The organism is Aeromonas sp. NJAU223, from assembly GCF_051125555.1.
Taxonomy (GTDB): Bacteria; Pseudomonadota; Gammaproteobacteria; order Enterobacterales; family Aeromonadaceae; genus Aeromonas; species Aeromonas veronii_G.
Genome location: NZ_CP144204.1, coordinates 247,069 through 268,819 on the forward strand (window position 1 = coordinate 247,069; position 21,751 = coordinate 268,819).

Consider the following 21,751-nt stretch of genomic DNA (forward strand, 5'->3'; position numbering starts at 1 on the left):
GAAGAGCAATGCAAAACTGGAAAGTGACTCCCGCCGAGGTGTTTGCCGCCTCCCCGCTGGTGCCCGTGATGGTCATCAATGAGCTGGATCAGGCCCTGCCCATGGCCAAGGCCCTGCTGGCCGGTGGCATCTCGGTCTTCGAGATCACCCTGCGCACCCCGGTGGCGCTGGATGCCATCGCCCTCATCGCCCGCGAGATGCCGGAAGCCATGGTGGGGGCGGGGACCGTGCTCAACAGCGCCCAGTTCGATGCCGCCGTGGCCGCCGGTGCCCGCTTCGTCATCTCCCCGGGCATGACCCCGGCCCTGCTGGCCCATGCGGCCAAGAGCACGGCGCCGCTGATCCCCGGGGTGGCCACCCCGTCCGAGGTGATGCAGGCGCTGGAAGCCGGGTACGATCACCTGAAGTTCTTCCCGGCCGAGGCCAACGGTGGCACCAAGGCGCTGTCCGCCATCGCCGCGCCCCTGCCCCAGGTCAAGTTCTGCCCGACCGGCGGCATCGGCCCGAAAAACGTGGCCGACTATCTGGCACTGAAATGTGTCGCCACCGTTGGCGGCTCCTGGATGCTGCCGGCAGAGGCCGTCAAGGCCGGCAACTGGGATGAGGTGACCCGCCTGTCCCGTGAAGCGGTTGAATTGGTTAAACGCTAAGTCTTTATCGTTTAGCAAAACTAAACAGGCCACCTCAGGGTGGCCTGTCGTTTTTCGTGCAAAGCAGGGGAGGCGGGGCGCTTTTATTCCCCCTGTCGCCTCCCGAGGGTCAGGCCGGGCGCCGTTTAACCCAGGCTCTCCCCTTCATAGAGGGAGAAACCCATGTCCCGGCGGTTCTCGGGGTGGGGCTGGCCGCTCAGCCGGGCCAGCAGCATGGCGGCCGCCTCGCGGCCTATCTCCTGGCGCGGGGTGACGATGCTGGCGAGCTTGGGGGTCATGGCATGGCTGATGTCGAGGGCGTTGCTGCCGGCGATGGCGACCTGCTGAGGCACGGGGATCCACTTGGCCTGGCACTGCAGCAGGGCCCCCACCGCCAGGTCATCGTTGGTGCAGAACAGGCCGTCCAGATCCGGATAGCGCGCCAGCGCCTGGTCCAGCAACTGGCCTCCCAGGGTGAAGGTGGAGGATTGCTCGGTCAGCAGGTGGCGCCCCTCGAGGCCAGCCTCATTCATCGCCTGGTAATAGCCTTCCATCCGCAACTGGGTACGCACATCGAGCCGCGCCCCCAGATAGACCACCTTGCGCCGCCCCCGACGCAGCATCTCTGTTACCATGGCCCGGGCGGCCGCCCGGTGATCCATGCCGACCACCATGTCGATGGGATCCTGGGGCAGGTCCATGGTCTCCACCACCGGGATGCCGGCGGTGGCGATCATCTTGCGGGTGCGCTCGGTGTGCTGGCTGTCCGAGAGGATCAGGCCATCCACGTTGTAGGAGAGCAGGGAGGCGACCTGCTCTTCTTCTCGCAGCGGGCTGTAGCCGTAGTGGGCCAGCAGGGTCTGGTAGCCGGCAGGTCGGGTCACCGATTCGATGCCATGCACCACGGCGGAGAAGACCTGGTTGGAGAGGGAGGGGATCAGGATGCCGATGGCCTTGCTGGTGGCGTTGGAGAGGATCTCTGGTGCCCGGTTCGGGATGTAGCCCAGGGTCTCCACCGCGGCGGCGACCCGTTCGCGAGTGCCCTCGGCCACGGCCTGGGGATCCCGCAGATAGCGGCTGACGGTCATCTTGGTCACCCCGGTCAGGTCGGCGATGTCTTGCAGGGTAGGGCGGCGCTTGCGGGTATCGTTCATCTGGGGGTCCGGCGAGAATGTTACAGGTAACATTAACGGTTTTGGGTAGCAAAGTCAGCCGATGGCGCTGCCGCTGGGAGGTTTCAATTGATAAAGGGCAAGAGCTTCAACGGGAAACGGTTCGAACAGCAGGAGGTGGACGATGAAGATTTCAGCGATTGCCGCTTCATCGACTGCAATTTCTCCTGGCTGGATCTGAGCGAGAGCCGCTTCGTCGACTGCAGTTTCTACGACAGGGAGCACGAACAGGGTTGCCAGCTGCAGGGCTGCGATCTGCGGGAAGCCAGCTTCCTGCGCTGTGACCTCACCCTGGCCGACCTGAGCCGCAGCCAGTGTCTGGGGCTGGAGATGCGGGATTGTCAGGCCATGGGCATCAACTTCGCCAATGCCAGCTTCGCGAACCAGATCACCCGGAAGAGCTACTTCTGCGAGGCGCACCTGACCGGCAACAACTTCAGCTACGGCAACTTCGAGGGCTGCCTGCTGGAGCAGTGCGAGCTCGGTGGTAACCGCTGGCAGGGGGCCAATCTGCTGGGGGCCTCCCTCGCGGGATCCGATCTCGGCGGCTCAGCCTTCGGACAGATAGACTGGACCAGCTTCAACCTGCAGGGCTGCGATCTGCGCCAGTGCGATCTGCCGGGTCTGGATCTGCGGCGGGTCAATCTGGAGGGGGTAAAGATCAGCGAGGAGCAACAACAGGGCTTGCTGGAGCAGATAGGCCTGATCGTCTTCCCTTGAATGACTGGATGATGTGAGAGATGGGGAGGGCGAACGGCTTGATGAGCCGCCCGGATGGACAGAATAGTCGGTAAGTTTTCATCATCCTTACCACCCGCCAACACCAGAAAGCCTGCATCATGCAGGCTTTCGTGAAGGTCAGGTTAGCGTCTGGCGAGCCACTTGGTGGGGTTGATAGCCTCGCCCTGATAGCGGATCTCGAAGTAGAGGCCGGGCCTGTCCTGACCACCGCTGTCACCCACCAGGGCCACGGGCTCCCCCTGCTCCACATTCTGGCCGACCTGGCGCAGCAGCGACTGATTGTGACCGTAGAGGCTCATGTAGCCGCGACCGTGATCGATCACCAGCAGCATGCCGAAGCCGTCCAGCCAGTCCGCGTAGACCACCTGACCCGGGGCGACCGCCTTGACCTGGGTGCCTTCACTGGCGCCGATCAGGGTGCCCTTCCATTTCAGCTCGGCGGTGCGCGGCGAGCCGTAGGAGATGAGGATGGGGCCCTGCACCGGCCAGCGCAGGCTGCCGTTGGTCTTGAGGCCGCTGTAGCCATTGCTTGCCTTGGCGCTGTTGCGGGCGGCGGCTTGCTGCTGCGCCACCCGATCCTGCTGTGCGCTGACCCGGCGCTGCTCGGCGGCGAGCCGCTGCTGCTCCCCCACCTTCTGCTGCTGGGCCGCGAGACGCTGTTGCTCGGCGATCCGCTTCTGCTCGGCCGCCAGGCGTTGTGCCTCCAGCTTGCGCTGGCGCTCCTGTTCCGCCTTCAACTTGGCGAGGCGTTCCCGCTCCGCCCGCTCGCGTCGCTCTTTCTCTTCCTGTTGGCGGCGCAGCTCTTCCAGTCGTGCCTTGAGGGCCTTCTCCGCCTTCACCAGCTTGCTCAGCTTCTGCTCGTCATCCTGCACCGATTGCTGCAACTGGTTGCGTACGGTGGCGCGGCTCTGCTGGCTGGCCAGCAGGCTCTGGTGGGTGGCTTGCTGCTCGGTGAGCAGACTCTGCAGCTTGCTCTCTGTCTCCTGGGTGGCCTGCTGGTTGTGGGCCAGCTTGGTGCGGGTCGCACGCAGGGCTTCGATGGCCTCGATACGGGCCTTGTTGAGATAGTCGAAATAGTCGAGGGCGCGGCTCAGTTTGGCCGGATCCTGCTGATTGAGCAGCAGCTTGAGGTAGTCGTGGTTGCCCGCCTGAAAGGCGCTCTCCGCCTGTCTGGCCAGCAATTGCTTCTGGTGGCTGGCCTGGCGCTCCAGTTCCAGTTTGTCCTGTTGCAGCTTCACCAGCTTCTGCTGGTTCTGTTTCAGCTGCAGCTTGGTCTGATCGAGTTTGGCGGCGGCGGTCGAGATGGCCTGTTCATCCGCCTTGAGCTGGGTATTGAGTTTGGCCAGCTCCTGCTTGCTCAGCCGGATGGTCTTCTGCTGCGCCTTGATTTCGGTCTGCATGGCACCGAGCTGCTGGTTGGCAGCCTGCGCCTTGCCGGCGCCGCCGAGCAGGCAAAAAAACAGCGCGCCGGCCAACAGGCCGACGCGACTGGTTTTGGTTGAAATAACTTCGCATCCCCGCATGGGGAAGGATTATTTCAGAATCATCAGGGGCTTGCCAGTCATTTCCGGCGGCACCGGCAGACCCATGAGGGTCAGCATGGTGGGGGCCAGATCGGACAGTTTGCCGCCTTCGACCACCTCGGCTTTGCGACCGAAGTAGATGAGAGGAACCGGCAGATTGGTGTGGGCGGTGTGGGCCTGACCAGTCTCCTCGTCCATCATCTTCTCGGCGTTGCCGTGGTCGGCGGTGATGAGGCATTCGCCACCTACTTCGGCCAGGGCCTCGGTGACGCGACCGATGCAGTGGTCGACCGCTTCACAGGCCTTGACGGCCGCATCGAACACGCCGGTGTGGCCGACCATGTCGCCGTTCGGGTAGTTGCAGATGATGACGTCGTACTTGCCGCTCTTGATGGCGCCGACCAGCTTGTCGGTCAGCTCGCCCGAGCTCATCTCCGGCTGCAGATCGTAGGTGGCCACTTTCGGGCTGGCGACGATCTCGCGATCTTCACCGGTGAAGCAATCCTCTTCGCCACCGTTGAAGAAGAAGGTGACGTGGGCGTACTTCTCGGTTTCGGAGATGCGCAGCTGGGTCTTGCCCTGCTTGGCCAGCCATTCACCCAGGGTGTTGACCAGGGCGGTGGGCGGGTAGGCGCAGGCGGTCTTGATGTCGGCCGCGTACTCGGTCAGCATCACGAAGTTCAGTGCAGGCGTTGCGGCGCGGGCGAAGCCGGTGAAGTCGCTGTCGACGAAGGCGCGGGTGATCTCGCGGGCGCGGTCGGCACGGAAGTTCATGAAGATCAGTGCATCGCCATCCTGCATGGGCGCGGCGGCACCGATGCGGGTGGCCTTGACGAACTCGTCGTTCTCGTCGCGGGCATAGGCGTTGGCCAGGGCTTCGGTGGCGCTGTCGGCGGTGAACTCGGCCTTGCCCTGGGTCATCAGGTCATAGGCTTGCTGCACGCGATCCCAGCGGTTGTCACGGTCCATGGAGTAGTAACGACCGATCATGGAGGCGAAACGACCCTTGCCGAGCTTGGCGAACAGGGCGTCGAACAGCTCGATGGAGGACTGGGCGGAGCGCGGCGGCACGTCACGGCCATCCAGGAAGGCGTGGAAGTAGATCTGCTCGGCGCCACGTTTGGCGGCCATCTCGATCATGCCCATGATGTGCTCTTCGTGGCTGTGGACGCCACCCGGGGACATCAGGCCCATGATGTGCACGGCCTTGCCCTTGGTCACGGCGCCGTCAACAGCCTTGGCCAGCTCGACGTTCTGGAAGAAGTCGCCGTCCTGGATCTCCTTGGAGATGCGGGTCAGTTCCTGATAGACGATGCGACCGGCGCCGATGTTGACGTGACCCACTTCGGAGTTGCCCATCTGGCCATCGGGCAGACCCACGTCCAGGCCGGAGCCGGAGATCAGGGTGCTGGTGTAGTCACGAGCGAGGCGGTCGAGGTTGGGGGTCTTGGCGGCAGCGACGGCGTTGTACTCTTGCTTGGTGCTGTAGCCCCAACCGTCCATGATGACCAGAACCAACGGTTTCTTAGCTGTTGACATAAGGCTATGTCCTCTCGGATAGGAATGAATTGCGGGAACTGAAACTAGCGTAATATTACTACATCTGCCGAAATAGTCACCTGATAGCCAAGTCCCTCTGCCACCAGGTTTTTTAACTGTTGCCCCGCTGTATTGGGCATGTTGCCGGCTTGTCCGTCCCTCGGTTTTTTCGTCCCGTTGCGGGATTTGCTTCGTTATTTTCATGGCCTGACGGCCACCCTTTCCGCCCTGCAAACGACGGCCAATCCCTGATGGGAGCTTGCTCCCGCTTTACCGCCAAGGTGGCTGATCTTATCAAGGGCCCCATGTATACTCGGGCACTTGTCTTGGTCCCTGGATAGTAGAAGATGCAAGAGTATTTGGATTTTGCGACCCGCAACCCGCTGCTGACCGCAGCCTGGTTGGGTCTGGCAGGCACCTTGGTTTACACCACGGTGCGTGCTCGTTTGTCTCCGGTGAAGTCGGTGAACAACCACGCGGCCACCCTGCTGATCAACCGTGAGAATGCCGCCGTCGTGGATATTCGCAGTCAGGATGAGTTCGCCAAGGGTCATCTGGCCGGTGCTCACCACCTGCCCCTCACCCAGATCCAGGCCAACAATCTGGGCCCGGTTGAAAAGCACAAAGACGCCCCCATCATAGTGGTGTGCGAGTCGGGGATGACCGCTGGTGGTGCGGGTCGCCAACTGAGCAAGGCCGGCTTCAAGCAGGTTTATACCCTCAGCGGCGGCATGGCCCAATGGCGGGCAGAGAATCTGCCGGTGACCAAAAAGCGCTGATTTAAGGGCCCGCGCCCACTCATTTTCATAAAAGGAATCAAACGAAATGGCTGACGAAATCAACAACCAGGAAGTACAACCGGAATTCCACATCCAGCGTGTCTACACCAAGGATGTCTCTTTCGAAGCACCGAACACCCCGCACATCTTCCAGAAAGAGTGGCAACCGGACGTCAAGCTGGACATGGACACCAAGACCAACGTCCTGGCCGACGGCGTGTACGAAGTGGTGTTGACCCTGACCGTGACCTGCAAGCTGGAAACCGAGACCGCCTTCCTGTGCGAAGTGCAGCAGGCAGGTATCTTCACCATCGGCAACCTGCCGGAACCCCAGCTGGCTCACTGCCTGGCGGCCTTCTGCCCGAACATTCTGTTCCCGTATGCCCGTGAAGCAGTGGCTAATCTGGTGAGCAAGGGTTCCTTCCCGCAGCTGAACCTGGCACCGGTCAACTTCGATGCCCTGTTTGCCCAGCACATGGCGCAAGCACAGGCCCAGCAGGCGGCTGCGGAAGCCTGATAATGGCCGACCAGATCGCTATCTCGGTCCTGGGGGCGGGGTCTTACGGCTCCGCCCTTGCCATTTCTCTGGCGCGCAACGGTCATCCGACCCTGCTGTGGGGTCACGACCCCGCCCATGTCGCCGAGCTGGAACAGGATCGCTGCAACAAGGCCTTCCTGCCGGACGTGCCCTTCCCGGCCGACTTGCAACTGACCTCGGATCTGCAGGCGGCGGTGCAAGCCGCCCCCGTGCTGCTGCTGGTCGTGCCGAGCCATGTGTTCGGCCAGGTGCTGGCCCGGGTCAAGCCCTTCCTGCGCCCGGATACCCGTATCGCCTGGGCCACCAAGGGGCTGGAACCGGACAGCGGTCGGCTGTTGCAGGATGTGGCGCGCGAGGTGCTGGGTGACGAGATACCGCTGGCGGTGATCTCAGGCCCGACCTTCGCCCGCGAATTGGCTGCCGGCTTGCCGACCGCCATCTCGGTCGCCTCGACCCACGACGACTTTGCCGACGATCTCTCCCTGCTGCTCCATTGCGGCCGCTCGTTCCGGGTTTACACCAATCCGGACTTCACCGGCCTGCAGCTCGGTGGCGCGGTCAAGAACGTCATCGCCATCGGTGCCGGGCTCTCCGACGGGCTGGGTTTTGGCGCCAACGCCAGAACCGCGCTCATCACCCGGGGTCTGGTGGAGATGCAGCGTCTCGGCGCCGCCTTGGGTGCCGATGCCAAGACCTTCATGGGGATGGCGGGGCTAGGGGATCTGGTGCTGACCTGTACCGACAACCAGTCACGCAACCGCCGTTTCGGTCTGGCGCTCGGTGCCGGCAAGGACGTGGACACTGCCATGACCGAGATAGGTCAAGTGGTGGAAGGTTATCGCAACACCAAGGAAGTGCATCTGCTGGCCGCCCGTTGTGGCGTCGAGATGCCTATCTGCGAGCAGATCTTCAAGGTGCTCTACGAGGGCAAGAACCCGAAAGAGGCTGCCATCGCCCTGCTGTCGCGAGACAAGAAAGACGAGTAATCGTCATGGTGCGCGGTGCGCCGGATAGCAAAAGGCCCTGCCAGATTCTGGCAGGGCCTTTTTCATGGGCGGCAGGCAATCAATAGTAGGAATGATCGCCACGCTGGTGCTCGGTGGCGTCTTTCACACCGTTGAGCTCGCCCGGGAATTTCTCCAGCAGCTGCTTCTCGATCCCCTCTTTCAGGGTGTAATCCACCTGTGAGCAGCCGTTGCAACCGCCGCCAAACTGCAAAATCGCCAGCTTGTCGTCGGTGATGTCAATCAGGGTCACCTTGCCACCGTGACTGGCCAGCATGGGGTTCACCTCGGACATCAGCACGTATTCGATGCGATCGGCCAGGGGGGCATCGTCAGCGACCTTGCGCATCTTGGCGTTCGGCGCCTTCAGGGTGAGCTGGGAGCCCATCTGATCGGTGACGAAGTCGATGGTGGCATCCACCAGGAAGGGGGCGCTCAGGGGATCGACCAGGCAGTCGAAGCCACTGAAGGGCAGGTGTTGATCTTCCGGATCGACCGCGTCGGGTGGGCAATATGATACGCCGCACTCGGCATTCTGGGTTCCCGGATTGACCACAAACACCCGGATGTTGGTGCCATCAGGCTGCTTTTCCAGCAACTTGCGGAAGTGGGCCTGGGCGGTGTCGGAAATGCTGATCATCACTATCCTCATAAACCTGAGTGTACGACTAAGGTATTCATGATAACTCTCTTGGCAGGGCTTGGGTAGCATGACGGCGGCCACTTGTGATGCGCAGTGGCCAATCGACGCCGGGGTTCCCGGCCGTGACGCTGGATCTCGCCGACATCGCCTGTCCCTTCCTATTTGATGTGTCTCAGGGTTCGACAGAGTGCCCATACCTCCACCCGCTCGACGCCGCTCTGATGGAGCAGCCGGCTGAGTTGCCCCGCGGTGGCGCCCGTGGTGACCACATCATCGAGCAGGGCTACATGACGATATGCATGAGGGGCAATCTGGAAGGCGCCACGCAGGTTGCGCCGTCGCTGACCCGCGCTGAGGTGGGTCTGCTGCGCCGTGGCTTTGGCTCTGCGCAGCAGTCTGCCATCGCAGGGGATGCCGGTGATCTCGCCAAGCGCCCGCCCTATCTCCTCCGCCTGATTGAAGCCGCGCCACCACTGGCGCCACCAGTGCAGCGGCACCGGCAGTATGACCTCGGGGGGCTGGGTCAGGTCCAGGTGATCCGCCAGCACCCGGGCGAGCGGTGGCGCCAGCAGGATCTGGCCCGCGTATTTCAAGCCGGGGATCAGCAGAGGGTAGGGGGGCAGATAGTCCCCGATCACCTGCAGCCGCTGCCAGGGGGGCGGCCGACGCTGGCAGCGGCCACAGATCTGCTCCTCTTCCTTTATATGTTCTGACAGCGGGGCGGCGCAGAGCCGGCAACGGCATTGGGGTTGGTGCAGTGCAGCCTGGCACCAGCGACACAGCAGGGGATGCTCATCGCAGGGTTGGCGGCAGAGCTGGCACAACCCCAGCCAGTCACCGGGGTCGCCGAGGATCGGACTTGCTTTGGCGAGCAGCCGCTTTAACATGCGCTCATCCACGCAGAGAAACAGGATCTTGAGTCTAGATGAGCATATCGGTTGAACGGTTTGGCCAGGGGCCGGATCTGGTGTTGTTGCATGGCTGGGGGATGAACGGGGCCGTCTGGCATGGCGTGATGCCGACTCTGGCGCAGCATTATCATCTGCACCTGATCGATCTGCCGGGGTTTGGCAACAGTCCCCTGCCTGCAGGAAGTGATTACTCCTTGCCCTGGCTGGCCGAGCAGGTTGCCGCCGTCATGCCCGCACGTTGTCATCTGCTCGGCTGGTCCCTCGGTGGCCTGGTGGCGAGCCAGCTGGCCCTGATGCAGCCCGAACGGGTGCAATCCCTGATCACGGTGGCGAGTTCCCCCTGCTTCATGGCGCGGGATGACTGGCCGGGCATAGCACCCAAGGTGCTGGCCGGTTTCAACCAGATGCTGGCGGGGGATTTCAAGCAGACCATAGAGCGCTTCCTCGCGATCCAGGCCATGGGCAGCGAGCACGCCCGTGACGACATCCGCCAGCTGCGCCACTGGCTGGCAGAACGCCCGGCCCCCCAGCTGGCCGCGCTGGAAGCCGGTCTCGGCTTGCTGGCGGAGATCGATCTGCGCGACGAGCTGACGACGCTGAGCCTGCCCTGGCTGCGCATCTATGGTCGGCTTGATTCCCTGGTGCCCAAGGCCAGCATTGGGCTGCTGGACGAGCGTTATCCCCACAGCCAGAGTCGGATGCTGGACAAAGCCTCCCATGCCCCCTTCATCTCCCATCCTGATCAGTTCGTCGCCCTGGTGCGGGAGTTTGTCGGCTGAGCACATTGGTCGAATAATGCGCTCCAGGCTTCAATAACGCCCCGTTCTGGTTGATAATTGGCCAACGACAGAGGAGAGAAGCCATGCGTATCGATTCAGCCATGACCACGGGGGTGCAGGGTTTCCAGCGGGCGGAGCAGCAGGCCGCCCAGGCCTCCAGCCAGATAGCCCGCCTCAATACGCCGGCGGGTGATCAGGTCCAGTTGTCGGATGAGCTGGTCAACCTCAAGGTCGCCGAGTTGCAGGCCGGCGCCTCCGCCAAGGTGATCCAGACCGCCAGCGACATGATGGGTACCCTGATCGATATCCGGGTCTGAGATGAACATCAACGTCAGCCAGTCACCCATCATTGCCAATCCGCTGCATCCGCAGACGGCATGGATGGGTGCCTTGATCGCCATCCGGGTCTGAGATGAACATCAATGTCAGTCTGCCAACCATGGTGCCGAACCAGCTGCATCCACAGACGGAAGCGGCGCAGACTGACAATCGCCGTGCCGAGCTGGTGCCCCAGTTGCGGCAAGGGGAGGCCGCCAATGCCGAATCCGGTGTCGCCTCCCAAAAAGATCGATCCCGATCGGCCCCCGGCAATGCCAATCCACAGTCCCAGTCCAGCAGAGAGAGTGCCCAGACCGGCCATCCGGCAACCCTGCCCCATCGTTTCGTGGAGGCCACGGATGAGGAGGGCAAGCGCAGGCAGCAGGAGTCCGGTCAGCAGGAACAACAGAAGCAGCGGCGGCAGACAGAGGCGCTGGCGGAGCGGGATCTCGAGGTACGCAAGCATGAGCAGGCCCACCAGACGGCCGGTGGTGAGCACGCGGGCAGCCCGACCTACGAGTATGACCAGGGGCCGGATGGCAGACGCTATGCCAGTGGGGGGGAGGTCGCCATCGATGTCGGCGTCATCCACGGAGATCCGGCCGCTACCCTGGTTAAGATGCAGCAGGTGCGGGCGGCCGCCCTGGCGCCGGTCGAACCCTCTTCTCAGGATCTGAGTGTGGCCCGCAGCGCCACGGTCAAGGAGGCGCAGGCCCGCAAGGCGCTGATGGCCGCCGATGCCGAGACGTCGCCCAGCCCGCTCGGGGCCTATATGGACAGACGCAACCAGGTGATTGCGCAGCATTATCAGCAGGCAAGCCGTCCCGCCCCCCGCCACTATTTCAGCCAGGATATCTGACAGTCATGCCATTCGAACTCTAGTGTTGAAGCGCCTATTGAGGCGGGATCAGCCCAACATTCTTGCTAACCATCTTAGTTTCATGGCAGCGGTATTGGCGTTAAATTTCTTACTGTTAGTCGCAGCTTGACAATGAGTGGGGCCGCTGGCCCCACTTTCCTACTATCGAAATGCTTTATCTATTCCCAGTAGGCTTACTTTTTTGTGGATTTACTTGGCTTTAACGACGGGGTATTCCCCGGAGTATCTTTATTATCGCGGCGACGTTGATCAGGTTTCCCTGTCGATTTAGCGATTGGTTTTGGACCAGGCTTAAGACCCATAACAGTTCTCCTTTAACTGTTCAGAGGACGACCCTCTTACATGGACATGTGGGCCGTCGTTAAAATTATCAAGTATGGGCGCAGGGTTAATATGGATAAGGGAGAGTCTTGTCACGCATGAGGTGGACCCGATTGGGGTCATTACATTTCCACTTTGCTGCTTATGGGTGCCAGATGTCGTTATGTTGTTGTCGTATGTGCCTGGTGATTAAAAATGTACGAAGTGTGTAAGATTGCCTCAACTTGAAACAACGTAACTTTATTAAATCAAGGTATTACGAGTTAAATCGCGCCTAGTAGAGTTGCAGTTTGGGAGCCCACATCCGCCGCGCCGCTGGCAAGGCATTCAATCTGCATACCCAGCAAAAAGCCCCTCGCGGGGCTTTTTGCATTTTGCTCTCTTACTTCTTGGCCTTGGAGAGGGCGGCGGCGAAGGCGTTGCCCATGGCGCCCCCCATGCCGGTCTGGGGCGCGCTCTGGCGGGATTCGCTTCGAGGCTTGTCCCGACCGGCGTTGCCCTGGCGTGGCTCCGCCGGCTTGCGCCCTGGCCCACTCTTCTCGCCGGCCTTCTCTTGCAAACGCATGGTCAGGCTGATGCGCTTGCGGGGGGCGTCCACCTCCAGCACCTTGACCCGCACTATGTCACCCGCCTTGACCACCTCGCGGGGATCTTTCACGAAGCGATCGGTCAGGGAGCTGATGTGCACCAGGCCGTCCTGATGGACCCCGATGTCGACGAAGGCACCGAAGTTGGTGACGTTGGTGACCACCCCCTCCAGCACCATTTCGGGCACCAGGTCGCTGATTTTCTCGACCCCTTCCTTGAAGGTGGCGGTCTTGAACTCGGGGCGCGGGTCGCGGCCCGGCTTGTCCAGCTCGCCGATGATGTCGGTGACGGTGGGCACGCCGAAGCGCTCATCCGTGTAGTCGGCGGGTTTCAGGCTCTTGAGCAGGGTGGCGTTGCCGAGCAGGCTCTCCACCTGCTGCTGGAGCCGTGCCAGGATCCGCTCCACCACGGGGTAGGACTCCGGGTGAACCGCCGAGCCATCCAGCGGGTTGCTGCCGCCGCGAATGCGCAGGAAGCCGGCGCACTGCTCGAATGCCTTGGGGCCGAGCCGGCTCACCTTGAGCAGTTGCTGGCGATTGTGGAAGGCGCCGTTGTCGTCCCGGTAGGCGACGATGTTCTGGGCCAGGGTCTGGGAGAGGCCGGAGACCCGGTTGAGCAGGGCGACCGAGGCGGTGTTCACATCCACCCCGACCGCGTTCACGCAATCCTCGACCACGGCATCGAGCCTGCGGGCCAGCTGGCTCTGGCCCACATCGTGCTGGTACTGACCGACCCCGATGCTCTTGGGATCGATCTTGACCAGCTCGGCCAGGGGATCCTGCAACCGGCGGGCGATGGAGACGGCGCCGCGGATGGAGACGTCGAGATCCGGGAACTCCTGGGAGGCGAGCTCGGAGGCGGAGTAGACGGAGGCACCGGCTTCACTCACGACAATCTTCTGGGCTTTGGCCGTCGGGTAGCGTTCGAACAGATCGCTCACCAGGCGGTCGGTTTCCCGGGAAGCGGTGCCGTTGCCGATGCTGATGAGCTCGACCTTGTGCTTCTGGCACAGCTCGCTCAGGGTGCGCAGGCTCTGATCCACCTGTTTTTTCGGCTCGAACGGATAGATGGTAGCGTGATCGACCAGCTTGCCGGTGGCATCCACCACGGCGACCTTGACGCCGGTACGGATGCCGGGATCCAGCCCCATGGTGCAGCGCATGCCGGCCGGTGCCGCCATCAGCAGATCCTTGAGGTTCATGGCAAACACCTGGATCGCCTCCTCTTCGGCACTCTCACGGATGCGGCCGACCAGCTCGGTTTCCATCTGGAGCGAAAGCTTGATCTTCCAGGTCCAGCTCACCACCCCCTGCAGCCACTTGTCCGCCGGGCGGTTCTGCAGGTTCAGTTTGAGGTGATGGGCGATGATCCCCTCGCAGGGGCTGGCGCTCTCATCCTCGCCGGTCACCAGCGCCAGGTTGAGCACCCCCTCGTTACGGCCGCGCAGCATGGCCAGCACCCGGTGGGAGGGGGCCTTGTGCAGGGGTTCGTCGTGTTCGAAGTAATCCTTGAACTTGGCCCCTTCCTGCTCCTTGCCCGCCACTACCCGGGCGCGCAGGGTGGCGTTGTGCCACAGGTAGTCCCGCAGCTTCTCCAGCAGGTCGGCCTGCTCGGCGAAGCGTTCCATCAATATGTAGCGGGCGTCGTCGAGGGCGGCCTTGGTATCGGTGATGCCCTGCTCGGGATTGAGGAAGGCGGCCGCTTCCTGCTCGGGGTCACGCATGGGATCGGCGAGCAGCCGATCCGCCAGGGGCTCGAGCCCGGCCTCGATGGCCATCTGCCCCTTGGTGCGGCGCTTGGGCTTGTAGGGCAGATAGAGATCTTCCAGCCGGGTCTTGCTGTCCGCCTCGCGCAGGTCGCGGGCGAGCTCCGGGGTGAGTTTGCCCTGCTCCTCGATGGAGCGGATGATCACCTGGCGGCGATCTTCGAGTTCCCGCAGGTAGCCGAGGCGACTCTCCAGGGTACGCAGCTGGCTGTCGTCCAGCCCGCCGGTCACCTCCTTGCGGTAACGGGCGATGAAGGGGACGGTCGCCCCCTCGTCCAGCAGGCTCACGGCGGCCTGCACCTGATCGGGACGAGCATTCAGCTCGGTGGCGATCTGTCTCTCTATGAGTTGGCTCTGCATCGGGGATCTCTAATGGTCGGTTCTATCCAACTGGCCTGAGGTGGCGCCCTGGCTCAGCAAGGGGCACCACTCGGCCGGTTTGCGCCCTGGGCGCCGGGTGGGAGCACTATAGGGGCTAGGGGCGGTGGATGCCAGCCCGGCCGGGGGCATGGCGGACTGGTCAACCTGCATGGGGGCCGGGAAGGGGGCTCCCTCGGTGGTTCAGCGGGGGTAGCTTATCTCGTTCACATACCAGCAGGCGTCACCCACTGGCGTACGCACTATGGCCTCGTCACCCACCTCTTTCTTCAGCAGGGCGCGGGCCATGGGGGAGTCGATGGAGATGTAATCCTTGCGACCGAAGATTTCGTCATAGCCGACGATGCGAAAGCGCTTGGTCTCCCCTTCCTCGCTCTCCACCTCGACCCAGGCGCCGAAGAACACCTTGCCCTCCTGGGAGGGGGCGTAGTCGACGATGGTGAGCTCCTCCAGACACTTGCGCAGGTAGCGCACCCGGCGGTCGATCTCCCGCAGCCGCTTCTTGTTGTACTGGTAGTCGGCATTCTCGCTGCGATCGCCGAGGCTGGCCGCCCAGGCCACCTTCTTGGTGACCTCGGGCCGCTCCTCTCGCCACAGCATGTCGTGCTCTTGTCGCAGCCTGTTGTAGCCTTCTCGCGTGATGAGTTTGGTTTTCATGGCGTAATCAGCCCCTGTTACGACCTGATAAGGGAGGTTGTTCTGTCCGGAGTCTTGGTGATGGCGCCCCGGCTGTGGGGGCAAAGGTATCAGAGAGGCCCGGGCTCTGACCATAGCCCGGAGTTTTAGCCGCGTCCGGGGTAATAACCGGTAACATATTTATGCTTTGCCGTTGGGAGGGGGAGCCCTAGTATTGGGGGCAGCGAGAGAGGAGTGGCAAGCATGAGTCAGCAATACAAGGTCCTGGTGGTCGACGATGACCTGAAACTGCGTTCCCTGCTGGAGCGTTATTTGACCGAGCAGGGGTTCATGGTGCGGGGGGTTGCCAACGGCGAGCAGGCTGACCGGCTGTTGACGCGTGAGAACTTCAGCCTGATGGTGCTGGATCTGATGCTGCCGGGGGAAGATGGCCTCTCCATCTGCCGCCGCCTGCGGGAAGCGGGCAACCAGATCCCGGTGCTCATGCTCACCGCCAAGGGGGACGAGGTGGATCGCATCGTCGGTCTCGAGATGGGGGCCGATGACTATCTGCCCAAGCCGTTCAATCCCCGCGAGCTGCTGGCCCGGATCCGCGCCGTGTTGCGCCGCCATACCGTCGAGCTGCCCGGTGCCCCCTCCGCCGCCGAGAAGATGGTGACCTTCGGTGCCTATCAACTCAACCTGGCGACCCGGGAGCTGAGCCGGGACGGAGAACCGGTCGCCCTGACCAGCGGCGAGTTCGCCGTGCTCAAGGTGCTGGTGAGCCACCCGCGCGAGCCGCTCTCCCGCGACAAGCTGATGAATCTGGCCCGGGGGCGGGAGTACACCGCCACCGAGCGCAGCATCGATGTGCAGGTCTCCCGCCTGCGCCGGTTGCTGGAGCAGGATCCGGCCCAGCCGCGCTATCTGCAGACCGTCTGGGGTCTGGGCTATGTGTTCGTACCGGATGGTGATGGCGCATGAAACGAGTGAGCAGCATGTTTTCCCGCATGCTCTGGTTTCTGGCCGCCGTGCTGGTGGTCTATCAGTTTGTCTCCTATGTCACCTTCTACAACTATCTGCTGTCGCCGGCGGTCAATCAGATCAGTCATCTGTTGGCCAACCAGGTCAAACTCATCTTCCCCGTCGACAGCAATCAGCTGGCCCTGAGCGAAGACGCCGAGGCCCTGGTCTATGTGGCGACCGGCAGCGACATCTATACCCAGAGCGAGGCGGAGCAGCACGGACTCAATGACTCCAAACCCTATCCCTATCTGGAAGAGAACATCAGCAACGAGCTGAAGGGCAAGACCAAGGTCAGGGTCGAGATCCAGGATCACTACATCATCTGGATCCAGCCGCCCCAGGCCAGCCAGATGTGGGTGCGGATCCCGCTGACCGAGATTGAGGATGACGATATCGAGCCGCTGCTGCTCTATATGAGCGTGCTGCTGGTGGTGACCCTGTTCGCGGCCTGGCGATTTGCCCGCCAGCTGGTGCGCCCGCTGGAGGATCTGGAGGCGGGGGCCGTGGCGGTGGCCCGCGGCAACTTCCCCGATGCGCTGAGTGAGCAGGGCTCCCGGGAGGTGCGCCGTCTGACCCGCACCTTCAACCACATGTCGAGCTCCATCAAGAGCCTGATAGAGGAGCGCAACCTGATGATGGCGGGGGTCTCCCATGACTTGCGAACCCCTCTGACCCGTATCCGGCTGGCGACCGAGATGATGTCCTCCGGGGATGAGTACCTCAAGGAGAGCATCAACGCGGACATCGACGAGTCCAACGCCATCATCGATCAGTTCATCGACTACATCCGGCCGGACGAGGGGCTGGACATCCAGCAGATCGACCTGACCCAGCTGATCCACGATGCCCTGCTGATGCAGACCGATCAGGGCCTGGAGGTGGAGCTGCTGTTGCCGGAGCAGGCGGTGCGAGTGGCCTGCAACCCCGTCAGCCTGAGGCGCATCCTCAACAATCTGTCGGGCAACTCACTGCGCTACGGGGCGAGCCGCTTGCAGGCCGAGCTCAAGGATGATGGCCACTGGGTACGGCTGCGACTCTCTGACAATGGCCCCGGCATCGCGGAGCAGGATTATCAGCGGGTGCTCAAACCCTTCACCCAGGGCAATGTGGCGCGTACCGTCGGCGGCAGTGGCCTGGGGCTGGCCATCGTCGCCAAGATAGTCTCCCTGCATCACGGCACCATACGGCTCGGTGGCTCGGCACTCGGGGGCCTGCTGGTGGAGATACGGCTGCCCAAGCAGCAGCCGCTGGAGTGGATAGATTGAGACAGAGGGCGCATCGGAGGATGCGCCCTCTGTGTTTTCAGCCTTCCGAGCCGACTTTGTTGCGGTAGCGCTTGCCGTATTTGAGTTGCTGGATGAGCAGGGCCGCCACGATCAGCGCCAATCCGATGGGGGTGGCCGGGTGTATGGTCTCGCCGATGAGCAGATTCAGCAGTACCAGCGAGGCGAAGGGTGAGATGAAGATGAGGTTGCTGATGGGGGCCGTGTTGGTGGCGTGACGCAGGGCCATCAGCCAGAGCACGAAGCCGAAGCCCATCTCGAACAGTCCCACGTAGATGGCGCCGGCCCAGCCCTGCCATGCGGTCATGGCGAAGCCCGCCATCAGCCAGGTCGCCACGACGATGAAAGGCAGGCTGATGAGGAAGCCGAGCAGCAGGCTGACGATGGGATCCCCTTGGTTGCGGGTGTTGAGGATCCAGTAGCCGGCCCAGATGAGGGTCGATACCAGTGCCAGGGTCACGCCGAGGGGGCTGTCGAACTGCAGGCCGAACACGTCTCCCTTGGTGGCGATGACCAGGGCGCCGAAGTAGCCCAGCACGATGGCGACCCCGTCCCGGCGGCGCAGCTTCTGGCCGAGGAAGGGAACCGCCAGCAGGCTGAGGGTGATGGCCCAGGTGTAGTTGAGGGTTTGAGCCTGCTGGGCGGGTAGCAGATCATAGGCCTTGAACAGCAGCAGGTAATAGAGGAAGGGGTTCAGTACCCCCAGGGCCAGATAATAGAGAGGGCGAGCCCGGATGTAGTTCAGCAACAGGGGCAGCTTGCCCTGCTTGGCGACGATGGCGGTGAGGGTCAGGGTCGAGGTGAAGGCGGCGACGAGCAGCAACTGCACGGGCTCGAAATAGGTGAGGGATATCTTGAAGGCGGTGGCGACTGTCGACCAGAGCGCCACGGCGCAAAGTCCATACTGGTAGGCTTTTTTCTGATCTTTGAGCATCGCGGTCGTTCCGTTGACAGAGGCAGGGGCGCAGTCTAGCAGTCCGCTCGGCACCTTGTCGTCATCATGGTATCGAGGTCAGGCGAGGCCGCCTGGGCGAGATCCGTCCGCGACGGATGATTGTGCACAATCTGTTCGCCTTCTCTTGCATGAATTGAAAAAATCCGTATAATCCCCTCCGCTTACCCATGAGGTAAGCCAGACGATATGTCTGCATGCTGAGCTTCTCGTTTACGCGGGCCAGCCATACAGTCCTCCCGATATGGGGGGAAACGTGAAAAATCACACCTCTGGCGGGAGTAATCCCGGTCGGGCGGTGTTGATTTATGTTCTTTTATCTATTGGAGCTCTGTCAATGCAGAACCAAAGAATCCGTATCCGCCTGAAGGCTTTTGATCATCGCCTGATCGATCAATCCACTGCGGAAATCGTTGAAACTGCAAAGCGCACCGGCGCGCAGGTTCGCGGTCCTATTCCGCTGCCGACTCGCAAAGAGCGCTTCACCGTTCTGATCTCCCCGCACGTCAACAAAGACGCGCGTGATCAGTACGAGATCCGCACTCACAAGCGTCTGGTAGACATCGTTGAACCGACTGACAAGACCGTAGACGCTCTGATGCGTCTGGATCTGGCAGCTGGTGTAGACGTCCAGATCAGCCTGGGTTAATTACGGAAAGAGGTTGATAACAATGACAATCGGTCTTGTAGGTCGCAAAGTGGGTATGACTCGCATCTTCACCGAAGATGGCGTTTCTATCCCGGTGACTGTTATCGAAGTTGAAGCTAACCGTGTAACTCAGGTCAAATCTGTAGAAACCGACGGCTACAACGCTATTCAGGTTACCACTGGCGCCAAGAAAGCCAGCCGTGTAACCAAGCCGGAAGCTGGCCACTTTGCCAAAGCTGGTGTAGAAGCCGGTCGCGGTCTGTGGGAATTCCGCCTGAACAACGGTGAAACTTTCACTGTTGGTAGCGAGCTGAAAGTAGATCTTCTCGCTGACGTTAAGCTGGTAGACGTTACCGGCACATCCAAGGGTAAAGGTTTTGCCGGTACTGTTAAGCGCTGGAACTTCCGTACCCAGGATATGACCCACGGTAACTCTCTGTCCCACCGTGTACCTGGCTCCATCGGTCAAAACCAGACCCCGGGCCGTGTATTCAAGGGCAAAAAGATGGCTGGTCACATGGGTGCTGAGCGTGTAACGACTCAGAACCTGGAACTGGTTCGTGTTGACGCTGAACGCAACCTGCTGCTCATCAAAGGCGCAGTACCGGGTGCAACCAACGGCAACGTGATCGTTAAACCTGCCGTCAAAGCGTAACGTCTGAGGAGATAGTAATGGAATTGGTAATGAAAGACGCCAAGAGCGCTCTTGAAGTTTCCGAGACTACCTTCGGGCGCGAATTCAACGAAGCCCTGGTTCACCAGGTTGTCGTTGCTTATGCCGCTGGTGCCCGTCAGGGTACTCGTGCGCAGCTGACTCGCTCTGAAGTGTCTGGTGGCGGCAAAAAGCCGTGGCGTCAGAAGGGTACTGGTCGTGCCCGTGCTGGCTCCATCCGTTCGCCCATCTGGCGTTCCGGTGGTGTGACCTTTGCTGCTAAGCCGCAAGATCACAGCCAAAAAGTAAACAAGAAGATGTACCGCGGCGCTATCCGTAGCATCCTGTCCGAGCTGGTACGTCAAGAGCGTCTGATCGTTGTTGAGAAATTCGGCATCGAAGCTCCGAAGACCAAAGAACTGATCGCCAAGCTGAAAGAGATGGAACTGACTGACGTTCTGATCGTGACCGCTGAAGTCGATGAGAACCTGTTCCTGGCTGCTCGCAACCTGTACAAAGTTGACGTGCGTGACGTTGCCGGTATCGACCCGGTCAGCCTGATCGCCTTCGACAAGGTTCTGATGACTGCTGATGCAGTGAAGCAAATCGAGGAGATGCTGGCATGATCCGCGAAGAACGTCTGTTGAAAGTTCTGAAGGCTCCGCACATCTCTGAAAAGAGCACCATGGTTGCAGAAAAGCAGAACACTATCGTGTTCAAAGTTGCTGTTGATGCCACCAAGGCGGAAGTCAAAGCTGCAGTTGCGAAACTGTTCGAGGTCGAAGTTGAGACCGTCCGTACCCTGAACATGAAGGGTAAGACCAAGCGCGCAGGTGCACGCGTAGGCCGTCGTTCCGATTGGAAGAAGGCTTATGTCACCCTGAAAGCGGGTCAGGACATCGACTTCATGGGCGCAGCCGAGTAAGAGGAGTTCTCAAAAATGGCAATCGTTAAGTGCAAGCCTACTTCTCCGGGCCGCCGCCACGTCGTCAAGATCGTCAACCAAGAGCTGTACAAGGGCAAGCCCTTCGCCGCTCTGCTGGACAGCAAAAGCAAGTCCGGTGGTCGTAACAACAACGGCCGCATCACCACTCGTCACATCGGTGGTGGTCACAAGCAACACTACCGTCTGGTCGACTTCAAGCGCGACAAAGACGGCATTCCGGCCAAAGTAGAGCGTCTGGAATACGATCCTAACCGTACCGCAAACATCGCCCTGGTGCTGTATGCAGACGGTGAGCGTCGTTACATCCTGGCTCCGAAAGGCCTGAAAGCAGGTGATGCTATCGCTTCTGGTGCTGATGCTGCGATCAAGGTAGGTAACACCCTGCCGATGCGTAACATCCCGGTCGGTTCTACCGTTCACGCCGTAGAGATGAAGCCTGGTAAAGGTGCCCAGCTGGCTCGTTCCGCTGGTACTTTCATCCAGATCCTGGCTCGTGAAGGTAACTATGTAACTCTGCGTCTGCGTTCCGGCGAAGTACGTAAAGTTCTGGCCGAGTGCCGCGCTACCATCGGTGAAGTCGGTAACTCCGAGCACATGCTGCGTCAACTGGGTAAAGCCGGTGCAAACCGCTGGCGTGGTATTCGTCCGACCGTTCGCGGTATGGCGATGAACCCGGTTGATCACCCGCACGGTGGTGGTGAGGGTCGTAACAAGGGCATGCAGCCTGTGTCCCCATGGGGCCAGAAGGCTAAGGGCTTCAAGACCCGTAAGAACAAGCGTACCGACAAGTACATCGTACGTCGTCGTAACAAGTAATTGTTAACATAGAGGAATCACCATGCCACGTTCTCTCAAGAAGGGTCCATTTATTGACCTGCACTTGCTGAAGAAGGTAGAGAAAGCGGTGGAAAGCGGGGATAAAAAGCCGGTTAAGACCTGGTCCCGTCGTTCAATGATCATCCCGAACATGATCGGTTTGACCATCGCTGTCCATAATGGTCGTCAGCACGTTCCGGTTTTCGTTACCGAAGAAATGATCGGTCACAAACTGGGTGAATTCGCACCGACTCGTACTTATCGCGGCCATGCTGCTGATAAGAAGGCTAAGAAGCGCTAAGGG

Annotated in this window: 24 protein-coding genes; 16 read left to right on the top strand and 8 right to left on the bottom strand. The window is 61.3% G+C overall.

All coding sequences use genetic code 11. The annotated features are described in order from the left end of the window. Positions 1–8 precede the first annotated feature (8 nt). Positions 9–650: a bifunctional 4-hydroxy-2-oxoglutarate aldolase/2-dehydro-3-deoxy-phosphogluconate aldolase gene (locus VZC39_RS01120; RefSeq protein WP_349920635.1), complete on the top strand. Its 642-nt coding sequence runs from the start codon at positions 9–11 to the stop codon at positions 648–650. A 125-nt stretch (positions 651–775) separates the two neighbouring features. Here VZC39_RS01120 and VZC39_RS01125 read toward each other — a convergent pair whose 3' ends face one another. Next, positions 776–1,783 (bottom strand): substrate-binding domain-containing protein, encoded by a 1,008-nt coding sequence (locus VZC39_RS01125; RefSeq protein WP_434665072.1) that lies wholly within the window; start codon positions 1,781–1,783, stop codon positions 776–778. 87 nt (positions 1,784–1,870) lie between these two features. Here VZC39_RS01125 and VZC39_RS01130 point away from each other — a divergent pair, with 87 nt between their 5' ends. Next, positions 1,871–2,521, top strand: a complete 651-nt coding sequence (locus VZC39_RS01130; RefSeq protein WP_349920637.1) for a Qnr family pentapeptide repeat protein — start codon at positions 1,871–1,873, stop codon at positions 2,519–2,521. 143 nt (positions 2,522–2,664) lie between these two features. Here VZC39_RS01130 and VZC39_RS01135 read toward each other — a convergent pair whose 3' ends face one another. Next, complete coding sequence (locus VZC39_RS01135; RefSeq protein ID WP_349920638.1) at positions 2,665–4,065, bottom strand: peptidoglycan DD-metalloendopeptidase family protein; 1,401 nt, start codon at positions 4,063–4,065, stop codon at positions 2,665–2,667. Between the two features lie 9 nt (positions 4,066–4,074). Then, positions 4,075–5,604, bottom strand: a complete 1,530-nt coding sequence (gene gpmM, locus VZC39_RS01140; RefSeq protein WP_349920639.1) for a 2,3-bisphosphoglycerate-independent phosphoglycerate mutase — start codon at positions 5,602–5,604, stop codon at positions 4,075–4,077. A gap of 347 nt (positions 5,605–5,951) precedes the next feature. Here gpmM and VZC39_RS01145 point away from each other — a divergent pair, with 347 nt between their 5' ends. From VZC39_RS01145 to gpsA, 3 genes are read left to right on the top strand one after another with little or no spacing between them, the layout of a single operon-like run. Further along, positions 5,952–6,383 (top strand): rhodanese-like domain-containing protein, encoded by a 432-nt coding sequence (locus VZC39_RS01145; protein WP_434665076.1) that lies wholly within the window; start codon positions 5,952–5,954, stop codon positions 6,381–6,383. A 46-nt stretch (positions 6,384–6,429) separates the two neighbouring features. Further along, a complete protein-coding gene (gene secB, locus VZC39_RS01150; RefSeq protein ID WP_349920641.1) occupies positions 6,430–6,900 on the top strand; it encodes a protein-export chaperone SecB in 471 nt (156 codons plus the stop codon). Between the two features lie 2 nt (positions 6,901–6,902). Beyond that, positions 6,903–7,907: an NAD(P)H-dependent glycerol-3-phosphate dehydrogenase gene (gene gpsA / locus VZC39_RS01155; RefSeq protein ID WP_349920642.1), complete on the top strand. Its 1,005-nt coding sequence runs from the start codon at positions 6,903–6,905 to the stop codon at positions 7,905–7,907. Between the two features lie 79 nt (positions 7,908–7,986). Here the strand turns inward: gpsA and nfuA are convergent, their stop codons facing one another. Both nfuA and VZC39_RS01165 read right to left on the bottom strand, forming a co-directional pair. Next, complete coding sequence (gene nfuA, locus VZC39_RS01160; RefSeq protein ID WP_349920643.1) at positions 7,987–8,565, bottom strand: Fe-S biogenesis protein NfuA; 579 nt, start codon at positions 8,563–8,565, stop codon at positions 7,987–7,989. Positions 8,566–8,726: 161 nt separating this feature from the next. Next, positions 8,727–9,455, bottom strand: a complete 729-nt coding sequence (locus VZC39_RS01165) for a ComF family protein (protein WP_434665080.1) — start codon at positions 9,453–9,455, stop codon at positions 8,727–8,729. Between the two features lie 38 nt (positions 9,456–9,493). On the opposite strand from VZC39_RS01165, the gene bioH reads away from it, so the two are divergent. From bioH to VZC39_RS01180, 3 genes are all read left to right on the top strand, one after another. Beyond that, complete coding sequence (gene bioH, locus VZC39_RS01170; RefSeq protein WP_434665082.1) at positions 9,494–10,258, top strand: pimeloyl-ACP methyl ester esterase BioH; 765 nt, start codon at positions 9,494–9,496, stop codon at positions 10,256–10,258. Positions 10,259–10,341: 83 nt separating this feature from the next. Next, positions 10,342–10,575 (top strand): flagellar biosynthesis protein FlgE, encoded by a 234-nt coding sequence (locus tag VZC39_RS01175; protein ID WP_434665085.1) that lies wholly within the window; start codon positions 10,342–10,344, stop codon positions 10,573–10,575. 95 nt (positions 10,576–10,670) lie between these two features. Continuing rightward, positions 10,671–11,435 carry a putative metalloprotease CJM1_0395 family protein gene (locus VZC39_RS01180; protein WP_434665088.1) on the top strand — a complete coding sequence of 255 codons (765 nt, stop codon included), beginning with the start codon at positions 10,671–10,673 and terminating at the stop codon, positions 11,433–11,435. 724 nt (positions 11,436–12,159) lie between these two features. Here VZC39_RS01180 and VZC39_RS01185 read toward each other — a convergent pair. Both VZC39_RS01185 and greB read right to left on the bottom strand, forming a co-directional pair. Next, positions 12,160–14,490 carry a Tex family protein gene (locus VZC39_RS01185; protein ID WP_434665090.1) on the bottom strand — a complete coding sequence of 777 codons (2,331 nt, stop codon included), beginning with the start codon at positions 14,488–14,490 and terminating at the stop codon, positions 12,160–12,162. Positions 14,491–14,691: 201 nt separating this feature from the next. Beyond that, entirely contained in the window at positions 14,692–15,165 is a 474-nt protein-coding gene (gene greB / locus VZC39_RS01190) for a transcription elongation factor GreB (RefSeq protein WP_100860708.1), read from the bottom strand. A 222-nt stretch (positions 15,166–15,387) separates the two neighbouring features. On the opposite strand from greB, the gene ompR reads away from it, so the two are divergent. Next, the gene (gene ompR, locus VZC39_RS01195) at positions 15,388–16,107 is read left to right on the top strand and encodes an osmolarity response regulator transcription factor OmpR (RefSeq protein WP_434665093.1); all 720 of its coding nucleotides are present in this window, start codon (positions 15,388–15,390) and stop codon (positions 16,105–16,107) included. After that, positions 16,104–17,414, top strand: coding sequence for a two-component system sensor histidine kinase EnvZ (gene envZ, locus VZC39_RS01200; protein WP_434665096.1), 1,311 nt, complete (start codon positions 16,104–16,106; stop codon positions 17,412–17,414). The genes ompR and envZ overlap by 4 nt, the downstream gene beginning before the upstream one ends. Before the next feature lie 37 nt (positions 17,415–17,451). Here the strand turns inward: envZ and VZC39_RS01205 are convergent, their stop codons facing one another. After that, complete coding sequence (locus tag VZC39_RS01205; protein WP_434665098.1) at positions 17,452–18,366, bottom strand: DMT family transporter; 915 nt, start codon at positions 18,364–18,366, stop codon at positions 17,452–17,454. A gap of 355 nt (positions 18,367–18,721) precedes the next feature. Here VZC39_RS01205 and rpsJ point away from each other — a divergent pair, with 355 nt between their 5' ends. Genes rpsJ through rpsS form a run of 6 tightly spaced genes read left to right on the top strand, consistent with a single transcriptional unit; the run spans position 18,722 to position 21,748 of the window. Further along, the gene (gene rpsJ, locus VZC39_RS01210; protein ID WP_005307944.1) at positions 18,722–19,033 is read left to right on the top strand and encodes a 30S ribosomal protein S10; all 312 of its coding nucleotides are present in this window, start codon (positions 18,722–18,724) and stop codon (positions 19,031–19,033) included. Positions 19,034–19,055: 22 nt separating this feature from the next. Further along, a complete protein-coding gene (gene rplC, locus VZC39_RS01215) occupies positions 19,056–19,688 on the top strand; it encodes a 50S ribosomal protein L3 (protein WP_010672559.1) in 633 nt (210 codons plus the stop codon). 17 nt (positions 19,689–19,705) lie between these two features. After that, positions 19,706–20,311: a 50S ribosomal protein L4 gene (rplD, locus tag VZC39_RS01220; RefSeq protein WP_005340616.1), complete on the top strand. Its 606-nt coding sequence runs from the start codon at positions 19,706–19,708 to the stop codon at positions 20,309–20,311. Further along, positions 20,308–20,610 carry a 50S ribosomal protein L23 gene (gene rplW / locus VZC39_RS01225; RefSeq protein WP_005307955.1) on the top strand — a complete coding sequence of 101 codons (303 nt, stop codon included), beginning with the start codon at positions 20,308–20,310 and terminating at the stop codon, positions 20,608–20,610. Before rplD ends, rplW begins: the two co-directional genes overlap by 4 nt. Before the next feature lie 15 nt (positions 20,611–20,625). Further along, a complete protein-coding gene (rplB, locus tag VZC39_RS01230) occupies positions 20,626–21,447 on the top strand; it encodes a 50S ribosomal protein L2 (RefSeq protein ID WP_100292730.1) in 822 nt (273 codons plus the stop codon). Positions 21,448–21,469: 22 nt separating this feature from the next. Further along, positions 21,470–21,748, top strand: coding sequence for a 30S ribosomal protein S19 (gene rpsS, locus VZC39_RS01235; RefSeq protein ID WP_005307960.1), 279 nt, complete (start codon positions 21,470–21,472; stop codon positions 21,746–21,748). The last annotated feature ends 3 nt before the right edge of the window (positions 21,749–21,751 follow it).

Coding starts and splice junctions, on each gene's coding strand:
- VZC39_RS01125 (WP_434665072.1), bottom strand. CDS start 1,783: ATGAACGATACCCGCAAGCGCCGCCCTACCCTGCAAGACATCGCCGAC.
- VZC39_RS01205 (WP_434665098.1), bottom strand. CDS start 18,366: ATGCTCAAAGATCAGAAAAAAGCCTACCAGTATGGACTTTGCGCCGTG.
- rpsJ (WP_005307944.1), top strand. CDS start 18,722: ATGCAGAACCAAAGAATCCGTATCCGCCTGAAGGCTTTTGATCATCGC.
- VZC39_RS01145 (WP_434665076.1), top strand. CDS start 5,952: ATGCAAGAGTATTTGGATTTTGCGACCCGCAACCCGCTGCTGACCGCA.
- VZC39_RS01120 (WP_349920635.1), top strand. CDS start 9: ATGCAAAACTGGAAAGTGACTCCCGCCGAGGTGTTTGCCGCCTCCCCG.
- bioH (WP_434665082.1), top strand. CDS start 9,494: ATGAGCATATCGGTTGAACGGTTTGGCCAGGGGCCGGATCTGGTGTTG.
- VZC39_RS01185 (WP_434665090.1), bottom strand. CDS start 14,490: ATGCAGAGCCAACTCATAGAGAGACAGATCGCCACCGAGCTGAATGCT.
- rplW (WP_005307955.1), top strand. CDS start 20,308: ATGATCCGCGAAGAACGTCTGTTGAAAGTTCTGAAGGCTCCGCACATC.
- VZC39_RS01165 (WP_434665080.1), bottom strand. CDS start 9,455: ATGTTAAAGCGGCTGCTCGCCAAAGCAAGTCCGATCCTCGGCGACCCC.
- gpsA (WP_349920642.1), top strand. CDS start 6,903: ATGGCCGACCAGATCGCTATCTCGGTCCTGGGGGCGGGGTCTTACGGC.
- rplC (WP_010672559.1), top strand. CDS start 19,056: ATGACAATCGGTCTTGTAGGTCGCAAAGTGGGTATGACTCGCATCTTC.
- nfuA (WP_349920643.1), bottom strand. CDS start 8,565: ATGATCAGCATTTCCGACACCGCCCAGGCCCACTTCCGCAAGTTGCTG.
- VZC39_RS01135 (WP_349920638.1), bottom strand. CDS start 4,065: ATGCGGGGATGCGAAGTTATTTCAACCAAAACCAGTCGCGTCGGCCTG.
- ompR (WP_434665093.1), top strand. CDS start 15,388: ATGAGTCAGCAATACAAGGTCCTGGTGGTCGACGATGACCTGAAACTG.
- rplD (WP_005340616.1), top strand. CDS start 19,706: ATGGAATTGGTAATGAAAGACGCCAAGAGCGCTCTTGAAGTTTCCGAG.
- greB (WP_100860708.1), bottom strand. CDS start 15,165: ATGAAAACCAAACTCATCACGCGAGAAGGCTACAACAGGCTGCGACAA.
- rpsS (WP_005307960.1), top strand. CDS start 21,470: ATGCCACGTTCTCTCAAGAAGGGTCCATTTATTGACCTGCACTTGCTG.
- VZC39_RS01175 (WP_434665085.1), top strand. CDS start 10,342: ATGCGTATCGATTCAGCCATGACCACGGGGGTGCAGGGTTTCCAGCGG.
- rplB (WP_100292730.1), top strand. CDS start 20,626: ATGGCAATCGTTAAGTGCAAGCCTACTTCTCCGGGCCGCCGCCACGTC.
- gpmM (WP_349920639.1), bottom strand. CDS start 5,604: ATGTCAACAGCTAAGAAACCGTTGGTTCTGGTCATCATGGACGGTTGG.
- VZC39_RS01180 (WP_434665088.1), top strand. CDS start 10,671: ATGAACATCAATGTCAGTCTGCCAACCATGGTGCCGAACCAGCTGCAT.
- envZ (WP_434665096.1), top strand. CDS start 16,104: ATGAAACGAGTGAGCAGCATGTTTTCCCGCATGCTCTGGTTTCTGGCC.
- secB (WP_349920641.1), top strand. CDS start 6,430: ATGGCTGACGAAATCAACAACCAGGAAGTACAACCGGAATTCCACATC.